This is a genomic window from Pedobacter miscanthi (genome assembly GCF_032678605.1).
GTDB classification, from domain to species: domain Bacteria; phylum Bacteroidota; class Bacteroidia; order Sphingobacteriales; family Sphingobacteriaceae; genus Pedobacter; species Pedobacter miscanthi_A.
Genome location: NZ_JAVTSU010000005.1, coordinates 218450 through 238433, shown reverse-complemented (window position 1 = coordinate 238433; position 19984 = coordinate 218450). Strand labels below are relative to the sequence as shown.

Sequence of the window (19984 nt, the reverse complement as noted above, 5' to 3'; positions counted from 1 at the left end):
CTGCAGATAACTTGCCCCCTGACGGATATGCCATCGGGCCCTCCTTTTTACCTATCGTTATTAAAATAAAAATCAGTTGGTTCGTAAATTCACCTTTTTCGGGTGCCTGTTTCTAAGGCAATGAATCATGTCATGTTCCATCGACCACCAGAACATACCCATAGTGGACGGTATACAAACCGTTGGAATTGGTGTGTGTAACTCTTGCCAGAAGAACCAACGCCAATTCTTGTAGATCAGCGGGCAAGTAAACATCAAATTGTTTCTAGAGAGAAGGGGGTGATCAATTTCGTTTTTTCCAATCAATTGAATGATTGCCGGAATTCCAGTGGTGAAAGTTTGGTTTTAGACTTAAATAATGTACTAAACGATTGCGGGCGTTCGAAGCCAAGTATATAAGCTATTTCACTGACCGATAAACTTGTTGTGGATAGCTTTTCCTTTGCTTTCTCTATAATTTTGGCATGGATATGTTGCTGTGCACTTTGTCCAGTGTGAGTACGAAGCATATCACTTAAATAACTGGGAGATACATTTAATTGATCCGATAGATATTGAACGGTGGGTGTGCCCCTATTTATTGCTGTTTCTGCTTCAAAGTACAAATCTAAAATCTCCTCCATTCTTAGCAAAATGTCATTGTTAACGATCTTGCGGGTAATGAATTGTCTTTTGTAAAAACGGTTACAACAAGTCAACAACAATTCGATCTGTGAGACAATTACGTCTTGGCTAAAATCGTCAATTCTGTTGTTCAACTCCTCTTCGATGAGTTTAAAAATTGAAAGGATGGTTAGTTTTTCCGATTCAGATAGATGTAATGCTTCATTAGTCGAATAAGAGAAAAACCAGTACTGTCTGATTTTTTTTGCCAAGGGATAACCCCACAAAAGATCGGGCTGGATTAATAATGAATAGCCGGAGTGGTCACCTTCATGGTCCGCGCTACCAATCACCTGGCCGGGAGCAGCAAACAGCAAGCCGCCATCATCAAAATCATAGTATGCCTGGCCATATTTTAATTTCCCGGTGAGGATGGTTCTGTAAGATATTTTATAAAAATTAAGAATACTTCCATTAGGGAATCTACTGTAATCTATTTCATTGTTTGAATTATTCACCAAACTGATCAGTGGGTGCTGGGGTTTAGGTAAACCAAACGACAGATGTACAGCAGATAGGGATTCAAATTTAAAGGGGGTATTAGATTCTTTTTTCATTTCGACAATTTTACAATTATAACCGGCAGTATCATCATTGCCGGTTATAACCAATTTTACCAGGGAATTTCGCCTGTTTGAGGGTTCATTTCCTCGCTGATGTATTTACCTGTTGGCCCATCCTCGCCAATTAGCACATACTTGGCAATGCGTGTACCCGCATCCTCCACACTACCTGTACCGCGGTGATTGTTAAAATCAGTAGCGGTAAAACCAGGATCTACAGCATTTACTTTGAAAGGTGAATCGCGTAATTCAAGTGATAAAGCAATCGTATACATATTAAGTGCTGCTTTTGATGGGCTATAGATACCTCCTACATAATCCTTATATGGAAATGTCGGATCGCTGCACAGGGTCAAAGAACCCATACCAGATGATACATTCACAATCCGTGGCTGTTGGGCTTTTCTTAATAGGTCAATAAATGCCTGGGTAACCCTTACGGCACCATAAACATTCGTATTGAATACGGTATTCATAACATCAACGTTGGCGGTCAATGGGGTTTGGGAAATACCACCGCTCATTCCAGCATTATTGATCAATGCATCCAGAACGTCAGTTTTCTTCCCGACCTCAGCACGTGCTGCTTCAACCGAATTCTGATCTGTGATATCAATCAAGACGGCTTCAGCCTCTTTCAAGCCTTCCGACTTAAGTTTTTCAATGGCTTCCTGACCATTTTTTAGATTACGACACCCTAAGAAAACATAATATCCTTTTTTCAATAGTTGTCTTGCAGTTTCCAGGCCAATACTTTTATTGGCTCAGGTAATCAGTACTTTTTTCATTTTGAGTTTACTATTTATTTATACAAAGGTCTATGGAATTCAGTAATCAAAAGTTTGCTAATTGAGGAATTTTGTCTGCAAATTTCGCTATTCTACAGTAGGTGCAACTCATCGGGTTTATCGTTGTTTCTTTCCGTTTTTTTTAAGACATTGCTGTCATTTCATTTCCAGTACCTAGCCTGAACCTTTCAAAGGCCCGTTTGCACCATCTGATTCCCGCTTATATTCGTTAAGTAAATACAGGATTTCATCTGACTTCCTGTCCAGATGGGATACCGGAATTTTTGCAGAAGTGCCATCCTTTAATGATAGGGTGATGTAATTTTTATATATGCTGCCTGCATTATCACGTCCTACTTCTTCTATGCTGAATGCAAACCCTTCTATCTTTTCCCACTTGTAAAAATCACGATCTTTAATGATGAGCTCATCTTCGGTAAAAGTAAGGTAAGGGCTTTTTTTGATGAGCTCACGAATTGCATAAAAAAAAAGCCATCCAGGAAATAGCCCGACAACAGCAATGATGCCTACAGCTATCATTGTATAATGTTCATTGAAAATATAGATAAAAAACAGAAACGATAAAACTGCCAGTACTAATAAAAGGTATAAGTTTAACGCTGCTTTCCTGATAATAAGGGGTTCCATTGAAATATATTTACGTTGAAAACTTCAATTATCTGCTTATATTTTCCGGATTGACATCTTCATAAACCGCTCTGTTTTTTTCGCCCCAGTCATCCAATGAATCGATCAATGGAAAAACCGATCTACCAAGCTCGGTTAAAAAGTATTCACTGCGCGGAGGCTGCTGAGCATAAATCGTTCTATTTATGATTTTGTGATTTAACAACTCTTTAATCTTTTGATTGATCACCCGTTCAGTGGCATCGGGGATCGCTTTAAACAATTCACTGGGTCTTAACGGACCATCCCGCAATGCATCAATTATACAGATTTTCCATTTCCCACCAATGATTTGCATGGTAAAACTATAACCACAACCTGCGTATAATGGAATCTTTCGCTGGTGCATATCTGCTTATCAATTTGGGATGTATGAAATTACAACAAAATATTGGATTTGACTATACAGGCTATACTGATAAATTTATCAGTATATGATTGGGTTACCATATATTGCCGATTGAAGAATGTTGTTTTAATTTTGCATCATAGTTTTTATGACATTGTTCATTGATTATAAATATTAAATAGCGTGGTTTATCATAACAGAAAGTAATATGAATTATAGAAGATTAGGAAAGACATCTTACGAGGTTAGCGAAATAGGAATAGGAACGTGGCAGCTAGGTGCAAAGTGGGGAGAGCAATTCGATCATTCGAAAGCTGTTGACATTCTTCAGGAAGCATACCAGGGCGGTGTAAATCTGATTGATACAGCTGACATTTACCAGGATGGTCTTAGTGAAAAAGCTGTTGGGCAATTTATAAAAACGGTCAAAGACAAAATATATGTAGTTACAAAAATCGGCCGTAAAGCAAATCCACATACTGCTTCAGCTTATGATAAGGCTAATTTAACACAATACGTGGATGCTTGTTTAGATAATCTACAAGTTTCAAGTCTGGACCTGGTTTTGCTTCACTGTCCTCCAAGCGAAGTTTATAAAGATCCTGCAGTGTTTGAAACGCTGGATACACTAAAACAACAAGGTAAAATCGCGCATTATGGTGTGAGTGTAGAAACAGTTGAGGAAGCTATCAATGCGAGCCAGTTTGATATTTCAGCAGTAGAAATCATCTTCAATATGTTCCGGCTAAAACCGCGTGAATTATTCTTTGAAAAGGCCACTGAAAAAGATTTGGGCATACTTGCAAGAGTTCCTCTGGCAAGTGGTCTGTTGACAGGAAAATTTGATAGACAAACCGTATTTGGGGAAAATGACCATCGCAAATTTAACAGAAATGGAGAAGCATTCGACAAAGGGGAAACATTCTCCGGAGTTGATTATGAGAACGGTATACAAGCTGTAGAAGCGCTAAAAGCAATACTAGGTAATGACAATTTAGCGCAGAAAGCTCTTAAGTTCGTTTTGATGCATAAAGAGGTTTCAGCAGTTATTCCAGGCGCAAGTAACCCTGTCCAGGTCAAAAGCAATCTCTCAACATTAAATTTAAATGATTTAACAAAAGAAGAATTAGAAGCTGTAAATAGTATTTATGACAAATACATAAAGAAAGATGTTGAGCAGAGATGGTAATTTTCTTTAAGCATTTATAATTTTATAATATAGGAAAGACAGATCTTTGGTTTAGATCTGTCTTCATGATATCATGAACTATAGCCCTTTTACAAAAGCACCCATAATCCGAGTTTCAATAATTCAACATTGCAGCGTCAGCCATTCGATTCGCTTTTCCAGTGAACTAGAATAAACAGGCTTCTATTTAATTACAGGATTAACCCTAAAATATTTATCCGCTCCATCAAATGCTATGATATAATCGGATTTAAAATGATTGCTTTTTTTGTAGTAATCGGTAGTGATAATCTGTGCACCGGAATTTTGTGCAGCAATAAAATCGCTATAATCACTTGTACGCGCTTGCTTGGTGTCTGCATCGGCACGCGTGCGTATGATGTAACCTTGTTTCACCAATTGGGGTATCTGAGGATCTCTAGGGTTATTGATGATCATCATTGCCGCCTCTGGAGTACTCACATCAGCGCTGGTAAACAGAACCCGGTGTTTTAAGGACGGATGGCCTTTCATGTACATTGCCCGTTTGGCATCCCGGTTATCCAGCAAAAACAGGAACTTACCCCTAGCCTGTTTAAGCGTTGGCCAACTGCTATGCCGCACAGCCTCGTCAAGCGTAGCGTATTTACCCCTTACCTTATCAGGGGTAATGATTTTTTCGTCTCCCAGATAATCCAAAAACTCCCTGTCCAGTGCCTCAAAGGTTTCATTGGTGAAGGGTTCTGGTTTTGTCACTTCTTTATTTTCAGATACATCGTCCTTGGGTTCTATGGTGATAAACACAGGGTTATGGTCTGGATGCGCATCGGACCATACCTTTAACTGTTGGAGCCCGTTCTTCAAAGTAAGGCACTGGCTCCGGAAATCAATATCGATCATATGGAAAACCTTAAATCCAGGTGCCATCATTTCGCCTTTGGGGTCGTATTCAGGTTGGCCTTTCACCCAGTCCAAGCCTTTGGGATGGGAAAATCTACCGCCTTTTTTATCGGAATAAACATCAATTTCCAGATTGCAGAGTCCCATGCTCAGCTGGTCCACAAGAGGAGTATGCTCGTAATCAAGCCAGTTATATCTTGTTGAATCTTTTCGCGAAAGAAACTTGATCAGGGCAGGATCTATCGCTTTTTTATAACTGTTATGTGATCCGATCACCTGTATTTTATTGATCGGTGTATTTTCATCAATATTTTGCCGGATATAAAAAAAAACAGCAAAAAAGCAGAAAGCGGTTAAAAATAACTTCATGGCTTAAAAATATCAAACAGCCGGAAAACAACTGTTCCGGCTGTTAAAATCAACATTTATATATTTGTTGGATAATGCTTCCGGATATCATTAGATAATATGTGTCGATGCCTTTGCATCAGTAACCTGCATTTTGTTTTAACTGACCGTTGGAAGCCTGTATTTCTGTCAATGGGATGGGTAACCAGTATTCCTGATCTTTAAATGTACGGCCGGTCAATGCCACTTTTTTAGCATAGGTATAACCTGATGGGTTTGCGCTGTTTACTGTTGCAGAAATTCCATATGCAGGTACATTTTCCGTCTGCGGTGCAATTTTCCAGCGGCGTACATCATAAAACCTATGCTCTTCAAAAGCAAGCTCAATTTGCCTTTCGTTCTGTATGGCAGTGCGCATTTCACTTTGCGAGAGACCTGATAGAGGGGGCATGAGCACAGATGCACGTGATCTGACAGTATTGATAGCCTGATAAACGCTTTGATCCGGCCCTTCTGCCTCATTCTGTGCCTCAGCATAATTGAGTAGTATTTCCGCATACCGGAAATAAATCCAAGGCTGTGCACCGGCCACACTCGCTGGATTAACTATTGGATAACTATCGTTCATAAACTTGCGGAGGTAATAACCTGTTAAACTGGTATTCCAATTTGATGGCCCCTGGTTGCTGTCTTTTCCGCCGGGAAGGTAAATATCTACCGTGCTACCCCGATATGGTGCTTTATTATATAAAATCGTGGCATAAAATCTCGGATCCCGATTTACATAGGGATTCTGGGGGTCATATCCGGAGGAAGCATCTGTGATCGGCTTGCCATTCGCCATCGGATAGGCATCCACCAAGTTCTGTAATGGTGTATTGCCACCCCATGCATCGTATCCATTTGGCCCGTTAGCCCGCTCTATTGGTAAATGTATAGCTGTATTTGAAAAATAAAGACGTTCAAATATAATCTCGGGGCTGTTCGGATTTAAAAACAGTTTAGCATAACCGCCCTGGTCTATATTATATTTTCCCAGGTCCATAACTGCTTTGGCTGCTGCCGCCGCTGCCTGCCATGTTCCTGCATCGTACAAAGGACTCGCAGCATATAACAGCAGCCTTGATTTTACCGCCAGGGCTGCACCTTTAGTCGCCCGTCCCAGTGCCCAGGCTGAACTGTTGTTCAATGGTAATTTCGATGTAGCATCATCCAATTGTGCAATTGCATAGTTAATGGATTCAGCAATAGTTGACCTTTTAAAAAGACTCGGGTCCTGAAGATTACTGTTTAGGTCTGTGACCTTGTCACCGATCAGTACCACTCCACCGTAATTACGAATCAAATCATGATACCTGAAGGCGCGGATAAATCTGATTTCACCAAGCAGTCTGTTTTTGTGTGCCGCATTCAACGGCAAACCATCAATGATACTCAAGGCATAATTGCATTCCCGGATACTGCGATAGCTACGTGCCCAAAGTGTACCGGCAATCCCGGTGTTGTCGGCCGACAATTGGCCCTGCTGCAAGACCCATGACCCGTCATTATTGGTATATATGGATTCATCGGTAACAGAACTCCACATCGCATATTCAAAGCCACGACCAAAGCCCGGTGGCGAATAACTCCCTTCCTTTGAATACAAGGTAACCCCAAGATATCTGTTTGTTACGTAAGCTTCAAACAAAGTTGTATCGCTTGCGATCGAATTACCTGTAACCCTGTCTGTCGGAGATAAATTAAGAAAGTCTTTTTTACAGGCCGTTAGCGAGGCCATAAAAAGCATTGCACTACCTATTATATATTTAATATTTTTCATGGTTTTTAAAATTTGATATTGGCACCAATGTTGATAATTTTCTGTTCAGGATAAAACTGTCCTGTCCCACTGGTCCCTTCCGGGTCGTAATCCTTGACTTTGGTAATGGTAAACAGGTTAAATGCACTTGCGTATAACCTTAAGCCTGCAATATGTAAGTGTGACAGGACATTTGATGGTAAAGAATAGCCCAGCTGAATATTTTTAAGCCTTATGAAAGAAGCGTTATTAAGCCAGAATGTACTATTGTAAAGTCCTCCGCTCACAGCGCTTGAAGCACGGTCCGAAACCCTCGGATAGGATCCATTGGGATTGGCAGGGCTTGTTGCATTATCGGCCCACGAACTATAAAAATTCCCAATTGTCCCCGATTCGGGCAGTACATATTGGCTAACCTGCGCCTGGCCTGCAAAAAGCAGGGAGAGGTCAAAGCCTTTGTAGGCTGCGTTCATACCTAAACCGTAAACTATCTGCGGGATATTACCATATTTGGTACGTACCTGGTCAGCCGCAGTAATCTGGCCATCATGGTTATAATCTTCATAAATCAGATCACCAACCATAGCTCCCTGGACGTGTGGAGAACTGTTTATTTCTGCCTGACTTCTGTAAATACCAGTTGATTGGTATAGCAGGCCTGTGTTCAAAGCCCTACCGGTCTGACTTTGATATGCTAATGTTCCGGCCGCCTCATCAATGGAGATGATCTTGCTTTTGGCGTAAGTAAAGTTTCCGGAAACGCCCCATGAAAATTTACCGTGGTGGTCATAACCCAATGTTGCCTCGAAGCCATTATTGTTTATTTTACCAATGTTTTCTGCAGGCACTAGTGGATTTGCCCCGAACGGGTTGACAATTCCTGAAGTGGCTGGCAATGATCCGTTACGGTAAGCCAAAATATCAGATCTTACCTGGCGGAAATAAATAGCCTCCAAGGTGAAATTTTTCAGGAATACCGCATTGATACCGATATCTGTTTTCTTTGCCGTTTCCCAGGTAATTGCAGAGTTCGCCAATTTGGTAAGGGCAATACCGGGCTGCACAGAAGGGCCCGATCCGTTATCAAACACGACCAGGTTATTGTAAGAGTAGTTGTCAACGTATTGATAAGCACCGACAATGTCATCGCCAAGCACGCCATAGGACGCGCGGATTTTCAGGTCGTCAATAAATTTTACATTGTCGCTGAACCATTTTTCTTTAGAAATCCTGTAGCCGGCAGATATTGAAGGGAAATAGCCCCATTGGTGACCGGGAGCAAAGAGCGATGAGCCGTCTGCACGCAACTGACCTTCCAACAGGTACTTTTCATCATAATTATAAGCAATTCTGCTGATCACACTCCGACGGTTATAATTATAGGCGGGGTTTGCCGCGTTATTACTGCTGCTTCCTCCATTGGTTGCGTTGTTCGCCGCTGTCCCCCCCTGGGAGAGTTCTGGAGTTGCACTGGTTAAAAAGTTGTTACGTTGTGCCCAGAAAAAGTCGTATTTGTTCTGGCTTTGCTCATACCCTACAAAGGCGTTTATGCTATGCTTCTCAAACTGCCTTACGAAATTCACTTTGAGGTTGGAGGTAACCAATGACTGGTTTAATTGCGATTCGTATAGATAGGCCATGGCATTTGAGCCGCCCTGAATACTTGGGCTATATACTCCTGTTGTTCTATTGTAACCATATACGGTATACGGGGTATAAAATGCTTTGGAAAAGGTATTCGATTTATCTACAGAGAAAAAACCGTCTAGCGAAAGCCCTTTTACTCCCGGAATTTCATATGCTGCCTTTAGAATGCCGTTAAAAGTCTGTGTTGGATTTCTATTGGTTCCGCCGATATCTGTCGGCGTAAGTGCCGGATTGCTCTGATCTATGCCCGTTGTCGGCATTCCGTTTGGAAAAAACGCCGCCGCTGTAGGGTATGACCGGTAAATGGAACGGAAAATGTCTGCGGCCGCAGTTGTCGCCGTCTGGCGGTCCTCCTCACGGCCGGCAAGCGACAGGCCAACTTTAAATCCCTGTGTTACGTTTGCGTCTATATTTGAGCGAAAATTATATTGGTTATACTTTGCAGCACCATTTTTATATATACCATCCTGATAGATTTTACCTACTGAAGCAAAATATTTAACATCTTCAGAGCCACCGCTGACTGTTAGGTTGTGCTGGTTCTGTAAGGCGTGATTTTTAAGAACCGTTTTTTCCCAATCGGTGTTGGAATAATTGAGCGGATCTGTTCCGTTCCCGAATTTCTGGAGCTGGTCTGCACTATATACCTGGTTCATACCACCTGAAGGATTGTTGTAATAACTGATGTCGTTCACAATGCGGGCGTAGGTTGGTGCATCAGCCAATTTGGGCAGGCGGGTTGGTGAACTGAAGCCTTGGTTAAAGCTATAAGAAACCGAAGCTTTACCTGCTTTACCGTGTTTGGTGGTTATCAAAATTACACCGTTTGCGGCCCTGTTTCCGTAAACTGCCGCTGATGCATCTTTTAGCACCGAAACGCTTTCTATATCGTTTGGATCGAGACGTTCCAGTCCACCGATCTGTCCCGGGATTCCATCCACGACTACCAGTACTGCGTTACTACCACTGGTGGCAAGACCGCGGATCAAAAGATTTGAGCCATCAGCACCTGGTTCGCCGGAAACGTTATTGGCAATTACTCCAGATATACGTCCTGCAAAGGAACCCGAAACATTGGGCTGGGGGCTTTTAACCAGGTCACCTCCCTTAACTATCGAGATTGAACCGGTCAGCGTTGCTTTTTTCTGTGCCCCATAACCCACAACGACAAGCTCGTTCAATGTTTTGGCGTCGGGCTGGAGACTAACTTTGATATTGGTTTGTCCAGACAGACTGAGTTCACGGCTCTGATAGCCTACGAAGGCAAATACCAGGCTTCCAGCTGAAGCATCTGGTATAGAGAGCGAGAAATTACCGTCTTTGTCTGAGACCGTACCTATTGTTGTCCCCTTTAATAAAACGGTTACACCGGGAAGGGGTGTTCCTTTCTCGTCCATTACGCTTCCGCTTATACGGACGGTAGAAATCACCGTAAGTATTTTGCTTGTTGCGTATACCTGTGCAGGATGCCAGCAGGTAATGCAACAGGCAATTACCGCACCTGTAAGCAGGCTTAACCGTGCGGAGAGTCTTTTCCTGTTCGGAGAATACATTTTAAGTAAATTTGATTCCATGATCTGTTAATAAATTGTTTTGTGGTCTTCACCGCTAACCGTCGAACCATGCATCAGCTCTTAGGAAAAATAAATAAGAGCTTCAGAATTCTAACCCGATCTTATCTAATACCAAAGACTGTCAGCTGGCGTCAACCTGTTAATCAGCGTTACGAAATTGATGTAATTTCAAGAGAAGCGTGAGGGGGGAATTCTGCAACTGAACAGGGGAAATCGGGCAAAAAAGATGGAATTAGAGCTATTTAGCCTAATTTTAATAAACTAAGGCACGTTTAGTTTTTTTCAGCAGATTAGCATTAACAGTTTGGTTGTCATGGAAGGGCTTACGGTATTTTTTGATATACTCGGATGGGTTCAGACCGAACAATTTGCTGAACTGTTCACGAAAATGTTTAAGATCATTAATACCTACCTGATAGGCAGCCTCTGCAACGGTACTGTCAGTGCTTAAAAATAGTTCTGCCGCTTTTCTGAGCCGGATAAACCGGATAAAGCTATTGGCCGACTGTCCGGAGATAGACTTGATCTTCCTGTAAACCTTGGAGTGGCTCATTCCCATCTGCTCGGTGATGACCTTGATATTGAAATCGCGGTTACCTAGGTTCTGCTCAACGATGGCCATACATTTTTCCAAAAAGGCTTTGTACTCTTGAGAAATTTTGAGCTGGTTAGGCCTTAGGGTAATCTCGTTGAAAAAATACTGTTGCAGATTGCTCCGGGTCTGAAGCAGCCCTTTTACACGAGCTATTAATATTTGCTTTTCAAATGGCTTGCTAATATAATCGTCGGCTCCGCCTTCAAGTCCTTTGAGTTTAATTTCGGGGGAGGCGATGGCGGTCAGTAAAACAACTGGAATATGGCAAAGCGCCGGATCTTCTTTTACACGGCTGCACAGTTCGATACCGCTCATTCCCGGCATCATTACATCACTGATGATAATGTCAGGCATCAGTTCCCTTACCATTTCCAGTCCGCTCTCACCATCATAAGCCTGATAAACCAGGTTTTCTGAGATAAAAACCTGTTTCAGGTAATCGCTTATTTCCCTGTTATCTTCAACAATGAGTATAGATTTGAAATCACTTGTTATATGTGTAGCTGTAGATTGAACAATATCTTCTATTGGCTCTGGTTCTTTCCACTCGTTTTCTTCCATCAATTCATCGAAGAAAACGGTGTGCTGAAGATTTCCTGATATAGGTTGGTCATGCTCAAGATAAATATCCCCAATTGGCAAATCCAGTTTAAAGACCGTGCCATTTCCGGACCTACTTTCGTAAGTAACCTGGCCCCCATGCTGTTCTGTGTAATTCTTAACCAGAAACAAGCCGATTCCAAGCCCTCCCTTCGATGAAATTCCCTGCTGATGTTCCTGGTAGTATTTACGGTAGAGTTTATCACCCACTGTGGATGGGATTCCACACCCACTATCACTCACATCAATAAGAACCCTATTCTCTGAGCGGCATACGCTGACCGCTATCCGTCCCCCAGGCTGTGTAAACTTAAATGCATTGGAGAGTAGATTGAATAGCACAATCTCAATTTTTTCACGGTCAGCAATGATGTTTATCACCTCTTGAGAACAAAGATATTCCAAATCGATCCGGTTTCGATCTGCCTGATTCCTGAAACATAGCGAAACTTCACGGCTGAGGTCAACAATATTGATCTTTTCCAGCTTCAATTCATCCCCTCCTGCTTCTGATTTTCTGAATAGGAGCAACTGATCAACAAGGCTCAGTAACCTCCGGGCATTCCTGTTAATGGAATTTAAACTTTGCTGCTCAATATGGTTCCCCCCATTGTTCAATATCTCTTCCAAAGGATTAATGATAAGGGTCAAAGGAGTTCTAAACTCATGGGAAATATGCGTGAAATAGCTAAGTTTCTTTTCATGAAGCTCTTTTTCTTTCTCCGCTTCAATTTTGGTGACCTTTATTTCAAATTGCAGCATATTGCGCCACCTGTTGTAGAAAAGATAGCCGTAAATGGCCGTTGCCAAAATCGATACATAGATAACATATGCCCACCAGGTCAGATACCAGGGAGGCCTGATCACAATTATCAGCGTTTTTCCAACGTCGTTCCATACTCCATAGTTGTTCGATGCTTTAACGCGGAAAGTATAGGTGCCCGGGCTTAGATTGGTATATGTGGCCTTGCGCTGGGTACCAACATAGTTCCACTGGTCATCGAACCCCTCGAGTTTGTAAGCATAATTATTTCCTTCGGTATGACTAAAATTCAGTGCCACATAGTCGATTGAAAAAACACTTTGGCTGTAGTTTAAAACAATTTCTTTAGCACTTTGGATCGGTACCTGAAGCGCACTGCCTTCACCTGGTTTAACTCGTTTATTAAATATCTGGAGATCGGAAAAAAATACCGGAGGCCCTACACTATTGTATTTAATGGATAAGGGATCGAAAGAGATCAAGCCTTTATTACCGGCAAGTAATATTTGACTGTCTCCAGCTCTGCATATCACAGAGTTGGCAAATATCCCATCGCTCTCATCGAAATTGGCCACCTTTTTTGTTGCAGGATTAAAGGAAGAGATGCCAGTTTCGGTAACTATCCATAGATTGCCCCTTTTATCCTCCACCATTTGCCTGAACACATTACTGGCAAAGCCGTCAGCCTTTGAATATACATGGAATGTATCCGATTTTCTTTCGTATTTATTTAGTCCGTCCTGCGTGCAGATCCATATGTTTTTATGGCTATCCATAAAAAGCTGGTGGATATTATCATTACTGATACTTCCAACAGCTTTACCATTGGCCAGATATTTATAAAACCTTCGGGAAAGGGGGTCGAAGCGGTTAAGTCCACTTCCCCCGGTACTGATCCAAATATTATTGTTGCTGTCGTTCAGCAGGTGGTATAAATGATTGTTGTTTAAGGAATATGGCTTACCCTTTTCGTTAAAGTAATGGCCAAAGGTTCCCGTAGCCTGATGATAAACCTTCAGACCCGCATCGGTTGCCAACCAGTATTCCCCCGGTCTCCCCTCTGATATATCCCGAAAAACGTCCTCATTAAAGAAACTGCCCAGTGCTGAATGATGGGTATGCCGTATAAATTTCCGTGAATGATCATCATATTCGCCGAATCCGTATTCTGTTAGCCCCCAAAGCTTATTTTTAGAATCCAGGTATAACTTATTGATCATATTGTTCCCAATATTTTTGGGAACATTCGAAAGCTGCGACGTGCCGGCGGAACTATTCACAAGATCCACAACCATTAAACCGCTATTGGTGCTGATCCATGCTGCATGATCCTTGTATAAAATACTTTTAACCCACCTTTTTTCCTGCTGAAAGGGCAAAAACCTAAATTTATATTGCTGCCTGTCAATTTTGGCCAGTCCCTGCATTGAACCTATCCAGATGACCTCCTTATCATCCTGAAAAAGCCCGGCATGCTCGAAGCTGTTCAGTTTATCTATCTGTTGCCATTTGTTATCAGTGGGATCGAACCAGTAAAAATTCTCATTACACGATACCGCCATTAAATGGTTACCTAAATCAAGAACCCTCAAAATACTTTGGTTCCTTTTATCCGGGGAGCCATAAGAGATGAACTTATTGCTGTGGACATCGAATTTAAATAACCCGCTCCAGTAAGTACCTACCCAGATATTGCCATCCGCTGCCAGGGACAGGGTCCATACATCATTGGGATTCTTTTCATTCCTGATCTGTGCCTGAGGAAAATTTGCAAACTTTTTCGTGCTTTTATTAAACCTGTTTAAACCACCTGACCAGTTTCCTAACCAAAGGTTATTACCCTTTCCTTCAATAATGGCATTGACGGATTTCCCCTTCATAGCTCCAGGGTCTGAAGAATTGGGCTGAAAAATTTCAAAACTTTGGCTTTTTTCGATAAATCTGTTGAAACCGTCATCGGTTCCTATCCAAATATTGTTGTTACTGTCGGCGAGCAGTGCCCAAACCTTATTGTTACTGAGCGAGGTGGAAATATGTTCATTGTGACAGAAACGCCTGAATTTCTCTGTCATCGGGTCAAATAAGTTTAGTCCGTCCTGGGTCCCTACCCATAAACGACCTTTTTTATCCTCAGTGATGACGGTTATATAGTTGTTGGTTAAACTGGTACTGTCCCCTGGAATGTTCGCAAATGTCTTAAACTGATAACCATCGAAACGGGAAAGGCCATTTTGGGTACCCACCCACATAAAGCCATGCCTGTCCCTGATGATTGAAGTTGTACTTTTGGAAGGAAGGCCATCATTTATGCTATAAGTTTTTACAGTAAAACTTTTAAGCCTATCGAAATCGCTACCGGTATGCCTATTTACCTGACAGTACCCTACTTGAGTGGCCAACAATAAAACCACATACAAAACGACTCGAAAAAACACCATAGTAAACAGTCGTAAAAGTAAGGGTTAATTCATTATAGTTGGTTAGCTTAAAATTATGGCTATGTTAATTTTTATCCTCTCCCAGCTCCATCATGCTATTGGCCTTACTCCCGAAGCGCCCCTATATCGAAGTTAAGTACCTCCTCTTTGACTATTACTTAACAGATCTGGTAAAATATAAAACTACAAAGTATATACCTATTCCATGAGCAAAACAATCACCTTTGAACATCTAAGGATAAAACTGCATATACCAGCGGAGATTATCTTTCAGCTAATTACTACATCCCAGGTTCTCCGTATAGGGCATAATCACTCAGATGATAACCCAGAATGAGCTATGGAAACAAAACAACTGTCATCCAATCGCAAAATTCCACCATAACAGAACGTTTATTCCGGAATTGATTTTATATTTGGACCGTTCATTCCAATTAAAGTTTGAGCTTATGTGATTATGAAAAAATTAGAAAATAAAGTAGCAGTCGTAACGGGGGCATCAAAAGGCATCGGTGCAGACATAGCCAAAAGTTTAGCAGCAGAGGGCGCAGCAGTAATTGTTAATTATGCTTCCTCAAAAGAAGGGGCAGAAAAAGTAGTTTCTGAAATTGTTGCAGCCGGTGGTAAAGCGCTAGCTATTCAAGGTGATGTCTCAAAGAAAGCTGATGTGGAGCGCTTATTTGAGGAAACAACAGCTGCCTTTGGTACTGTCAACATATTGGTAAACAATGCCGGAATCTATGAATTTAGCCCGCTTGAGGAAATTACCGAAGAACACTATCACAGTCAGTTCAATATCAATGTCCTTGGCCTACTGCTGGTAACACAGAGCGCTGTTAAAAACTTTGACAAAAATGGCGGTAGCATCATTAATATAGGCTCAGTTGTCACCCGCACCATTCCTGTCAACAGCACGGTATATACCGCCACCAAAAGCGCAGTTGACGGGATTACGCAAGTATTATCAAAGGAATTGGGCGCACGGAATATTCGCGTAAATGCGATCAATCCAGGCATAGTCGAAACAGAAGGCACACATTCCCGAGGCGTGATCGGTAGCGATTTTCATAAACAAATGGAAAGCGATGCACCGCTGGGCCGCATAGCCAGACCGGATGATATCTCCCCTATCGCATTATTTTTAGCCTCATCCGATTCAGGGTGGCTAACAGGAGAAACCATCATAGCAAGTGGCGGACTGCGCTAATTAGCTATTTAAAAACCTTATATTTGCCCGCCTAAAGCGGGCTTTTATATTTTATGGCCAGAACAAAAGATTTCGATGAAAAAGAAGTGCTTCAAAAAGCGGTTTATCTCTTTTGGGATAAAGGCTTTAATGGCACCTCTATGCAGGACCTGGTAGACGGTCTGGGCATAAGCCGCTCAAGTCTGTATGATACTTTTGGGGACAAGTATCAACTGTATCTAAAAGCGTTGGAAAGTTACAAGAATTCACATGGCAACATCCTGGCGACCCTTGATACCGCATCTTGTTCAGCCCGGGTGGCAGTAACCCAATTATTGAGGACGGCGGCCAATGAGCTGCTTAATAGCGAACAGCCGCTGGGGTGCTTTATGGTAAATGCCAGCACCGAACTGGCCAGCCGTGATGTCCGGGTAAACAGATTGGTCAGTCAAACAGAAAAGCAATTAGAGGAAGCTTTTTTAAAGGTGATAGAAAAGGGACAGGCAGACGGCGAGATCAGCAAAGATAAGGATGCCCTTACTATGGCAAGGTTTTTAAACAATACAGTTAAAGGCCTGCAGGTTTCGGCCAGATCAACCGGTGGACGCAAATTTTTTGAGGATATTATCGGCGTAGCAGTGACTATATTAGACTGAATTCAAATTATAGCCACTGATAATCGTTCAAGCCTCCGCCTGTGTGTCTCCTCTTATTTTCAGTACTTAATGTTAAGCAATCCACTGAAGATTTTATGCCATCACGAACGGATAGTGTTTTCCCTCTTTTTTCCTCTCTTGTTAATATCGCTTTCTTTAAGCAGCAATCTGTAATATTGCCACTTAAAAGAAGTAAATGAATTATTTATATCGGCTATGATAATGGCGCTATATCTTAACTGTTTTAAATCAGAATTTTATCAGTATACAAATCCCTAACTATTCGAGTTCTGAGAAAACTTTCTTGTAGCCTTATCTACTATGTTCAAGCCTATCTGCGGCATAAACCTGCTGAAAAACTTCAATATCGGTACATTCTTTCCAGGTGCATATTCCAATTTCCCCTTATTAATAACCCTAACGACATTTCCTGCAAAATCGGCCGGGGAAGGAAGAGCACGTTCATGCCCTACGGTTCTGGACATTGGTGTATCTATTGCAGGTGGCAAAATTTCGACTACACGGAAATTTGTTCCTTTAAGCTGCTGCCTTAATAATTTGGTAAAAACACTCAAGGCTGTCTTTGATGCGGCATATAACGCCCAAAGAGGAACCGGAAAAAGGGCGAGTTCTGCAGTTATATTAACAATGTAACAATTATCGGATGAATCTGCCTGCTTAACAAAATGCCGGGTAAGGGCAATTGGCGCCGAAAGATTGATATTTATCTTTTCAAAAATCTGCTGAGATGAAAAGTTTACTGTTTTTACATCGAATTCCTCAAAAACACCAGCATTATTAAACAGGACATCCAATTGGATTTTATTATTAGCGATCTTCTCAAAAAGGGATTCAATTTCCGATGCAAGCGATAAGTCAGAGACATAATAGGAAATATTTTTGTTTGTCCCGGCAACTCTGATCAATTTGTCTTCATTTCGTCCACAGATTACCACCTTATTTTCTTTTGCCAGATGGATTGCCAGCGACTCTCCGATACCTGATCCACCCCCTGTTATCAATATATTTTTATTTTTAAGCATAATTTTTAATTTTATTCTGCAAATATAAAGACTACGATATACTTTTGAAAGTAGTTACAAAATAGTATATTAATAACCTTTTAGTTATCTTTATTGATAATCTGATAGTTAATAATTAATTTTTCTAAAAACAACTAAATTATCGGGTGCAGAGAACCGACGGTTCATTATCCCTGTTTACAGAAAAGATGCATAGAGACCTTTATAGCCTTGATTGATTCTTTTTGTGCTACAAAGGGATATACCGAACCATGATACAGCGGGACCCTTTACCGGAATCCCTATTTTTTCAATTCATCTTTTAATTTTATCTTGTGAACATGAACGCGTTGATATACATTTGAAAGCAATTATAAAATAGTATAGTGAAATCTTTTTGTAACCTCAAATAAATATCAATTCTTTATTATGGAAAAATGCTTGATCAATATTGAAGACATCCAGTTTCTGTTACAGACTTTGGGGGGAAAGTGGAAACTTCACATCCTTACAAATCTTTATTTCGGAAAGAAAAGATTTAAGGAGTTAGAGCGCGAAATTGATGGCATCTCTCCAAAAATGCTCATCAAAGAGCTTAAGGAACTGGAAGCCGCAGGAATAGTACACCGACAGACATTCAACACGGTCCCGATTACTGTTGAATATAGTCTGACCGAAAACGGATTGACCTTGAAGCCATTGCTTGAACAGATGAAAAACTGGGCAGAAATATTTAGAAAGAAGATAGCAGAACATAAAGGCAATTCCTAAAACCGTAAAACCGAAGGTCCATAAATGTTTATTTTGAGTGCAACAATCAGTCCCCTAGCTTCAATTTTATCGTTTAAAATGAAATCAAAAGATACCCATAGTAAAATAATATTTACTTGTCAGCTGTCAGCCTATATATGGATTAGATCATACGAAGAGGCATTTGACTAAATTCTTAACCCAAAAGCCACCATAGAAAGATCTTCCAATTACTTGAAGATTGCCTTATTTAAATTGGTGCCGAAATTCCAGTGGAGATTGGCTTGTTTTCTTTTTAAACAATTTATTGAAAGACTGTGGGTATTCAAAACCTAAATAATAAGCAATTTCAGCAACTGAAAGATTGCTCGCCGAGAGGTATTCCTTGGCTTTTTCGATAAGTTTTGCCTGTATGTGCTGTTGGGCACTCTGTCCGGTAAGCGAGCGTAATAAATCGCTCAAATAATGGGACGAAAGGTTAAGCTGACCGGCAAAGTATTCAACCGATGGAAGGCCCTCTTTCGAGCTTTTCTCTTGTTTAAAATAACTGTCCAAAAGCTGCTCCATCTTTGCCAACACATCGTGATTGATCGTTTTCCTGGTAATAAACTGCCTTTCGTAAAAACGGCTGCTAAAGTTTAACAGCAATTCGATCTGAGAGAGTACGATATTCTGGGTATGTTTGTCTATATGCTGCAATTGTTCATTGATTTTGAGAAAAATATCCTCAATATCCATCTCCTCTTTCTCAGAAAGATGCAACGCTTCATTTAGTGTATAAGAAAAGAACCCATAATTTTTAATCGTTGCTGCCAGGGGATGGCCGTATAAAAAATCGGGGTGAAAGAACAATGCATATCCTGCAGAGGAGCCTGTGTCATATACTGGAGGGGTATCAAAGGAAAACACCTGCTTTGGGGCAACAAAAGTCATTATACCCTTGTCATGATCATAATACCGCTGACCATATTTCATTTTGCCGCCCACATTCCTTTTCAGGGATATGCAATAGAAATCCAATGAAAAATGTTCCCAGACTGCATCCTGCGCAACCCTTACATCAGCAATCCGAATTACGCTTACCAATGGATGCAAAGGTTCCTTAAGGGATAACATAAGGTGTTTTTCGGATATGGAATTAATATTTTTCATTTCTTGATATCCACAAATTTACACAAAACAACAGGCATCTTCGTTGCGGTTTGTTTTAAATATCAATCAGGCTATCAGTTGCGTATCTCTCCTTAAAGATTCGCTGCCCAACTTCCACTTTCTGCTTACCCATCTGCATTATCCCACTCCTTTTCCTTGAATAATCCAACAGCTGCCTGATCGGGCCGCTGTTGATGTCCAGGTTATGAATATTGTTTTCTTTTTTTACGCGTTGAGCCCATGTGATACAAAATTCGGCTTTAGTTTTTTGATTTAGTTATCCGGATCGGATATAATTGTATCCAAACCGTTGGCTCATACGCCGGTCGGCCTT

At 41.2% G+C, this 19984-nt stretch carries 14 protein-coding genes; 4 read left to right on the top strand and 10 right to left on the bottom strand.

Features of this window, described 5'->3' with window-relative positions; all coding sequences use genetic code 11:
• Positions 1 to 302: 302 nt before the first annotated feature.
• From R2R28_RS09820 to R2R28_RS09805, 4 genes are all read right to left on the bottom strand, one after another.
• Positions 303 to 1220 carry a helix-turn-helix domain-containing protein gene (locus R2R28_RS09820; protein ID WP_316825503.1) on the bottom strand — a complete coding sequence of 306 codons (918 nt, stop codon included), beginning with the start codon at positions 1218 to 1220 and terminating at the stop codon, positions 303 to 305.
• A gap of 56 nt (positions 1221 to 1276) precedes the next feature.
• Positions 1277 to 1978: an SDR family NAD(P)-dependent oxidoreductase gene (locus R2R28_RS09815; protein WP_316825618.1), complete on the bottom strand. Its 702-nt coding sequence runs from the start codon at positions 1976 to 1978 to the stop codon at positions 1277 to 1279.
• 210 nt (positions 1979 to 2188) lie between these two features.
• Positions 2189 to 2662, bottom strand: coding sequence for a hypothetical protein (locus R2R28_RS09810; RefSeq protein ID WP_316825502.1), 474 nt, complete (start codon positions 2660 to 2662; stop codon positions 2189 to 2191).
• A 28-nt stretch (positions 2663 to 2690) separates the two neighbouring features.
• A complete protein-coding gene (locus tag R2R28_RS09805) occupies positions 2691 to 2999 on the bottom strand; it encodes a helix-turn-helix domain-containing protein (RefSeq protein ID WP_316825501.1) in 309 nt (102 codons plus the stop codon).
• A gap of 259 nt (positions 3000 to 3258) precedes the next feature.
• Here R2R28_RS09805 and R2R28_RS09800 point away from each other — a divergent pair, with 259 nt between their 5' ends.
• On the top strand, positions 3259 to 4239 hold the full coding sequence (locus tag R2R28_RS09800) for an aldo/keto reductase (protein ID WP_316825500.1): 981 nt from the start codon (positions 3259 to 3261) through the stop codon (positions 4237 to 4239).
• 183 nt (positions 4240 to 4422) lie between these two features.
• On the opposite strand, the gene R2R28_RS09795 is transcribed toward R2R28_RS09800, so the two are convergent.
• The 4 genes from R2R28_RS09795 to R2R28_RS09780 all read right to left on the bottom strand — a co-directional run bounded on the left by R2R28_RS09795 (position 4423) and on the right by R2R28_RS09780 (position 14884).
• Positions 4423 to 5487: a phosphatidylinositol-specific phospholipase C1-like protein gene (locus R2R28_RS09795; RefSeq protein WP_316825499.1), complete on the bottom strand. Its 1065-nt coding sequence runs from the start codon at positions 5485 to 5487 to the stop codon at positions 4423 to 4425.
• A 118-nt stretch (positions 5488 to 5605) separates the two neighbouring features.
• On the bottom strand, positions 5606 to 7288 hold the full coding sequence (locus R2R28_RS09790; RefSeq protein WP_316825498.1) for a RagB/SusD family nutrient uptake outer membrane protein: 1683 nt from the start codon (positions 7286 to 7288) through the stop codon (positions 5606 to 5608).
• Between the two features lie 5 nt (positions 7289 to 7293).
• A complete protein-coding gene (locus R2R28_RS09785; protein ID WP_316825497.1) occupies positions 7294 to 10488 on the bottom strand; it encodes a TonB-dependent receptor in 3195 nt (1064 codons plus the stop codon).
• A 253-nt stretch (positions 10489 to 10741) separates the two neighbouring features.
• A complete protein-coding gene (locus R2R28_RS09780; protein ID WP_316825496.1) occupies positions 10742 to 14884 on the bottom strand; it encodes a two-component regulator propeller domain-containing protein in 4143 nt (1380 codons plus the stop codon).
• 457 nt (positions 14885 to 15341) lie between these two features.
• Here R2R28_RS09780 and R2R28_RS09775 point away from each other — a divergent pair, with 457 nt between their 5' ends.
• Complete coding sequence (locus R2R28_RS09775) at positions 15342 to 16091, top strand: glucose 1-dehydrogenase (protein ID WP_316825495.1); 750 nt, start codon at positions 15342 to 15344, stop codon at positions 16089 to 16091.
• A 53-nt stretch (positions 16092 to 16144) separates the two neighbouring features.
• Positions 16145 to 16726, top strand: a complete 582-nt coding sequence (locus R2R28_RS09770; protein WP_316825494.1) for a TetR/AcrR family transcriptional regulator — start codon at positions 16145 to 16147, stop codon at positions 16724 to 16726.
• A gap of 275 nt (positions 16727 to 17001) precedes the next feature.
• Here R2R28_RS09770 and R2R28_RS09765 read toward each other — a convergent pair whose 3' ends face one another.
• A complete protein-coding gene (locus R2R28_RS09765; RefSeq protein ID WP_316825493.1) occupies positions 17002 to 17769 on the bottom strand; it encodes an SDR family NAD(P)-dependent oxidoreductase in 768 nt (255 codons plus the stop codon).
• Positions 17770 to 18177: 408 nt separating this feature from the next.
• Between R2R28_RS09765 and R2R28_RS09760 the strand changes: the two genes are divergently transcribed.
• The gene (locus R2R28_RS09760) at positions 18178 to 18519 is read left to right on the top strand and encodes a helix-turn-helix domain-containing protein (protein WP_316825492.1); all 342 of its coding nucleotides are present in this window, start codon (positions 18178 to 18180) and stop codon (positions 18517 to 18519) included.
• A gap of 225 nt (positions 18520 to 18744) precedes the next feature.
• Here the strand turns inward: R2R28_RS09760 and R2R28_RS09755 are convergent, their stop codons facing one another.
• Complete coding sequence (locus R2R28_RS09755) at positions 18745 to 19650, bottom strand: AraC family transcriptional regulator (RefSeq protein ID WP_316825491.1); 906 nt, start codon at positions 19648 to 19650, stop codon at positions 18745 to 18747.
• Between the last annotated feature and the right edge of the window lie 334 nt (positions 19651 to 19984).

Coding starts and splice junctions, on each gene's coding strand:
- R2R28_RS09810 (WP_316825502.1), bottom strand. CDS start 2,662: ATGGAACCCCTTATTATCAGGAAAGCAGCGTTAAACTTATACCTTTTA.
- R2R28_RS09800 (WP_316825500.1), top strand. CDS start 3,259: ATGAATTATAGAAGATTAGGAAAGACATCTTACGAGGTTAGCGAAATA.
- R2R28_RS09820 (WP_316825503.1), bottom strand. CDS start 1,220: ATGAAAAAAGAATCTAATACCCCCTTTAAATTTGAATCCCTATCTGCT.
- R2R28_RS09760 (WP_316825492.1), top strand. CDS start 18,178: ATGGAAAAATGCTTGATCAATATTGAAGACATCCAGTTTCTGTTACAG.
- R2R28_RS09790 (WP_316825498.1), bottom strand. CDS start 7,288: ATGAAAAATATTAAATATATAATAGGTAGTGCAATGCTTTTTATGGCC.
- R2R28_RS09805 (WP_316825501.1), bottom strand. CDS start 2,999: ATGCAAATCATTGGTGGGAAATGGAAAATCTGTATAATTGATGCATTG.
- R2R28_RS09780 (WP_316825496.1), bottom strand. CDS start 14,884: ATGGTGTTTTTTCGAGTCGTTTTGTATGTGGTTTTATTGTTGGCCACT.
- R2R28_RS09770 (WP_316825494.1), top strand. CDS start 16,145: ATGGCCAGAACAAAAGATTTCGATGAAAAAGAAGTGCTTCAAAAAGCG.
- R2R28_RS09775 (WP_316825495.1), top strand. CDS start 15,342: ATGAAAAAATTAGAAAATAAAGTAGCAGTCGTAACGGGGGCATCAAAA.
- R2R28_RS09785 (WP_316825497.1), bottom strand. CDS start 10,488: ATGGAATCAAATTTACTTAAAATGTATTCTCCGAACAGGAAAAGACTC.
- R2R28_RS09765 (WP_316825493.1), bottom strand. CDS start 17,769: ATGCTTAAAAATAAAAATATATTGATAACAGGGGGTGGATCAGGTATC.
- R2R28_RS09755 (WP_316825491.1), bottom strand. CDS start 19,650: ATGAAAAATATTAATTCCATATCCGAAAAACACCTTATGTTATCCCTT.
- R2R28_RS09795 (WP_316825499.1), bottom strand. CDS start 5,487: ATGAAGTTATTTTTAACCGCTTTCTGCTTTTTTGCTGTTTTTTTTTAT.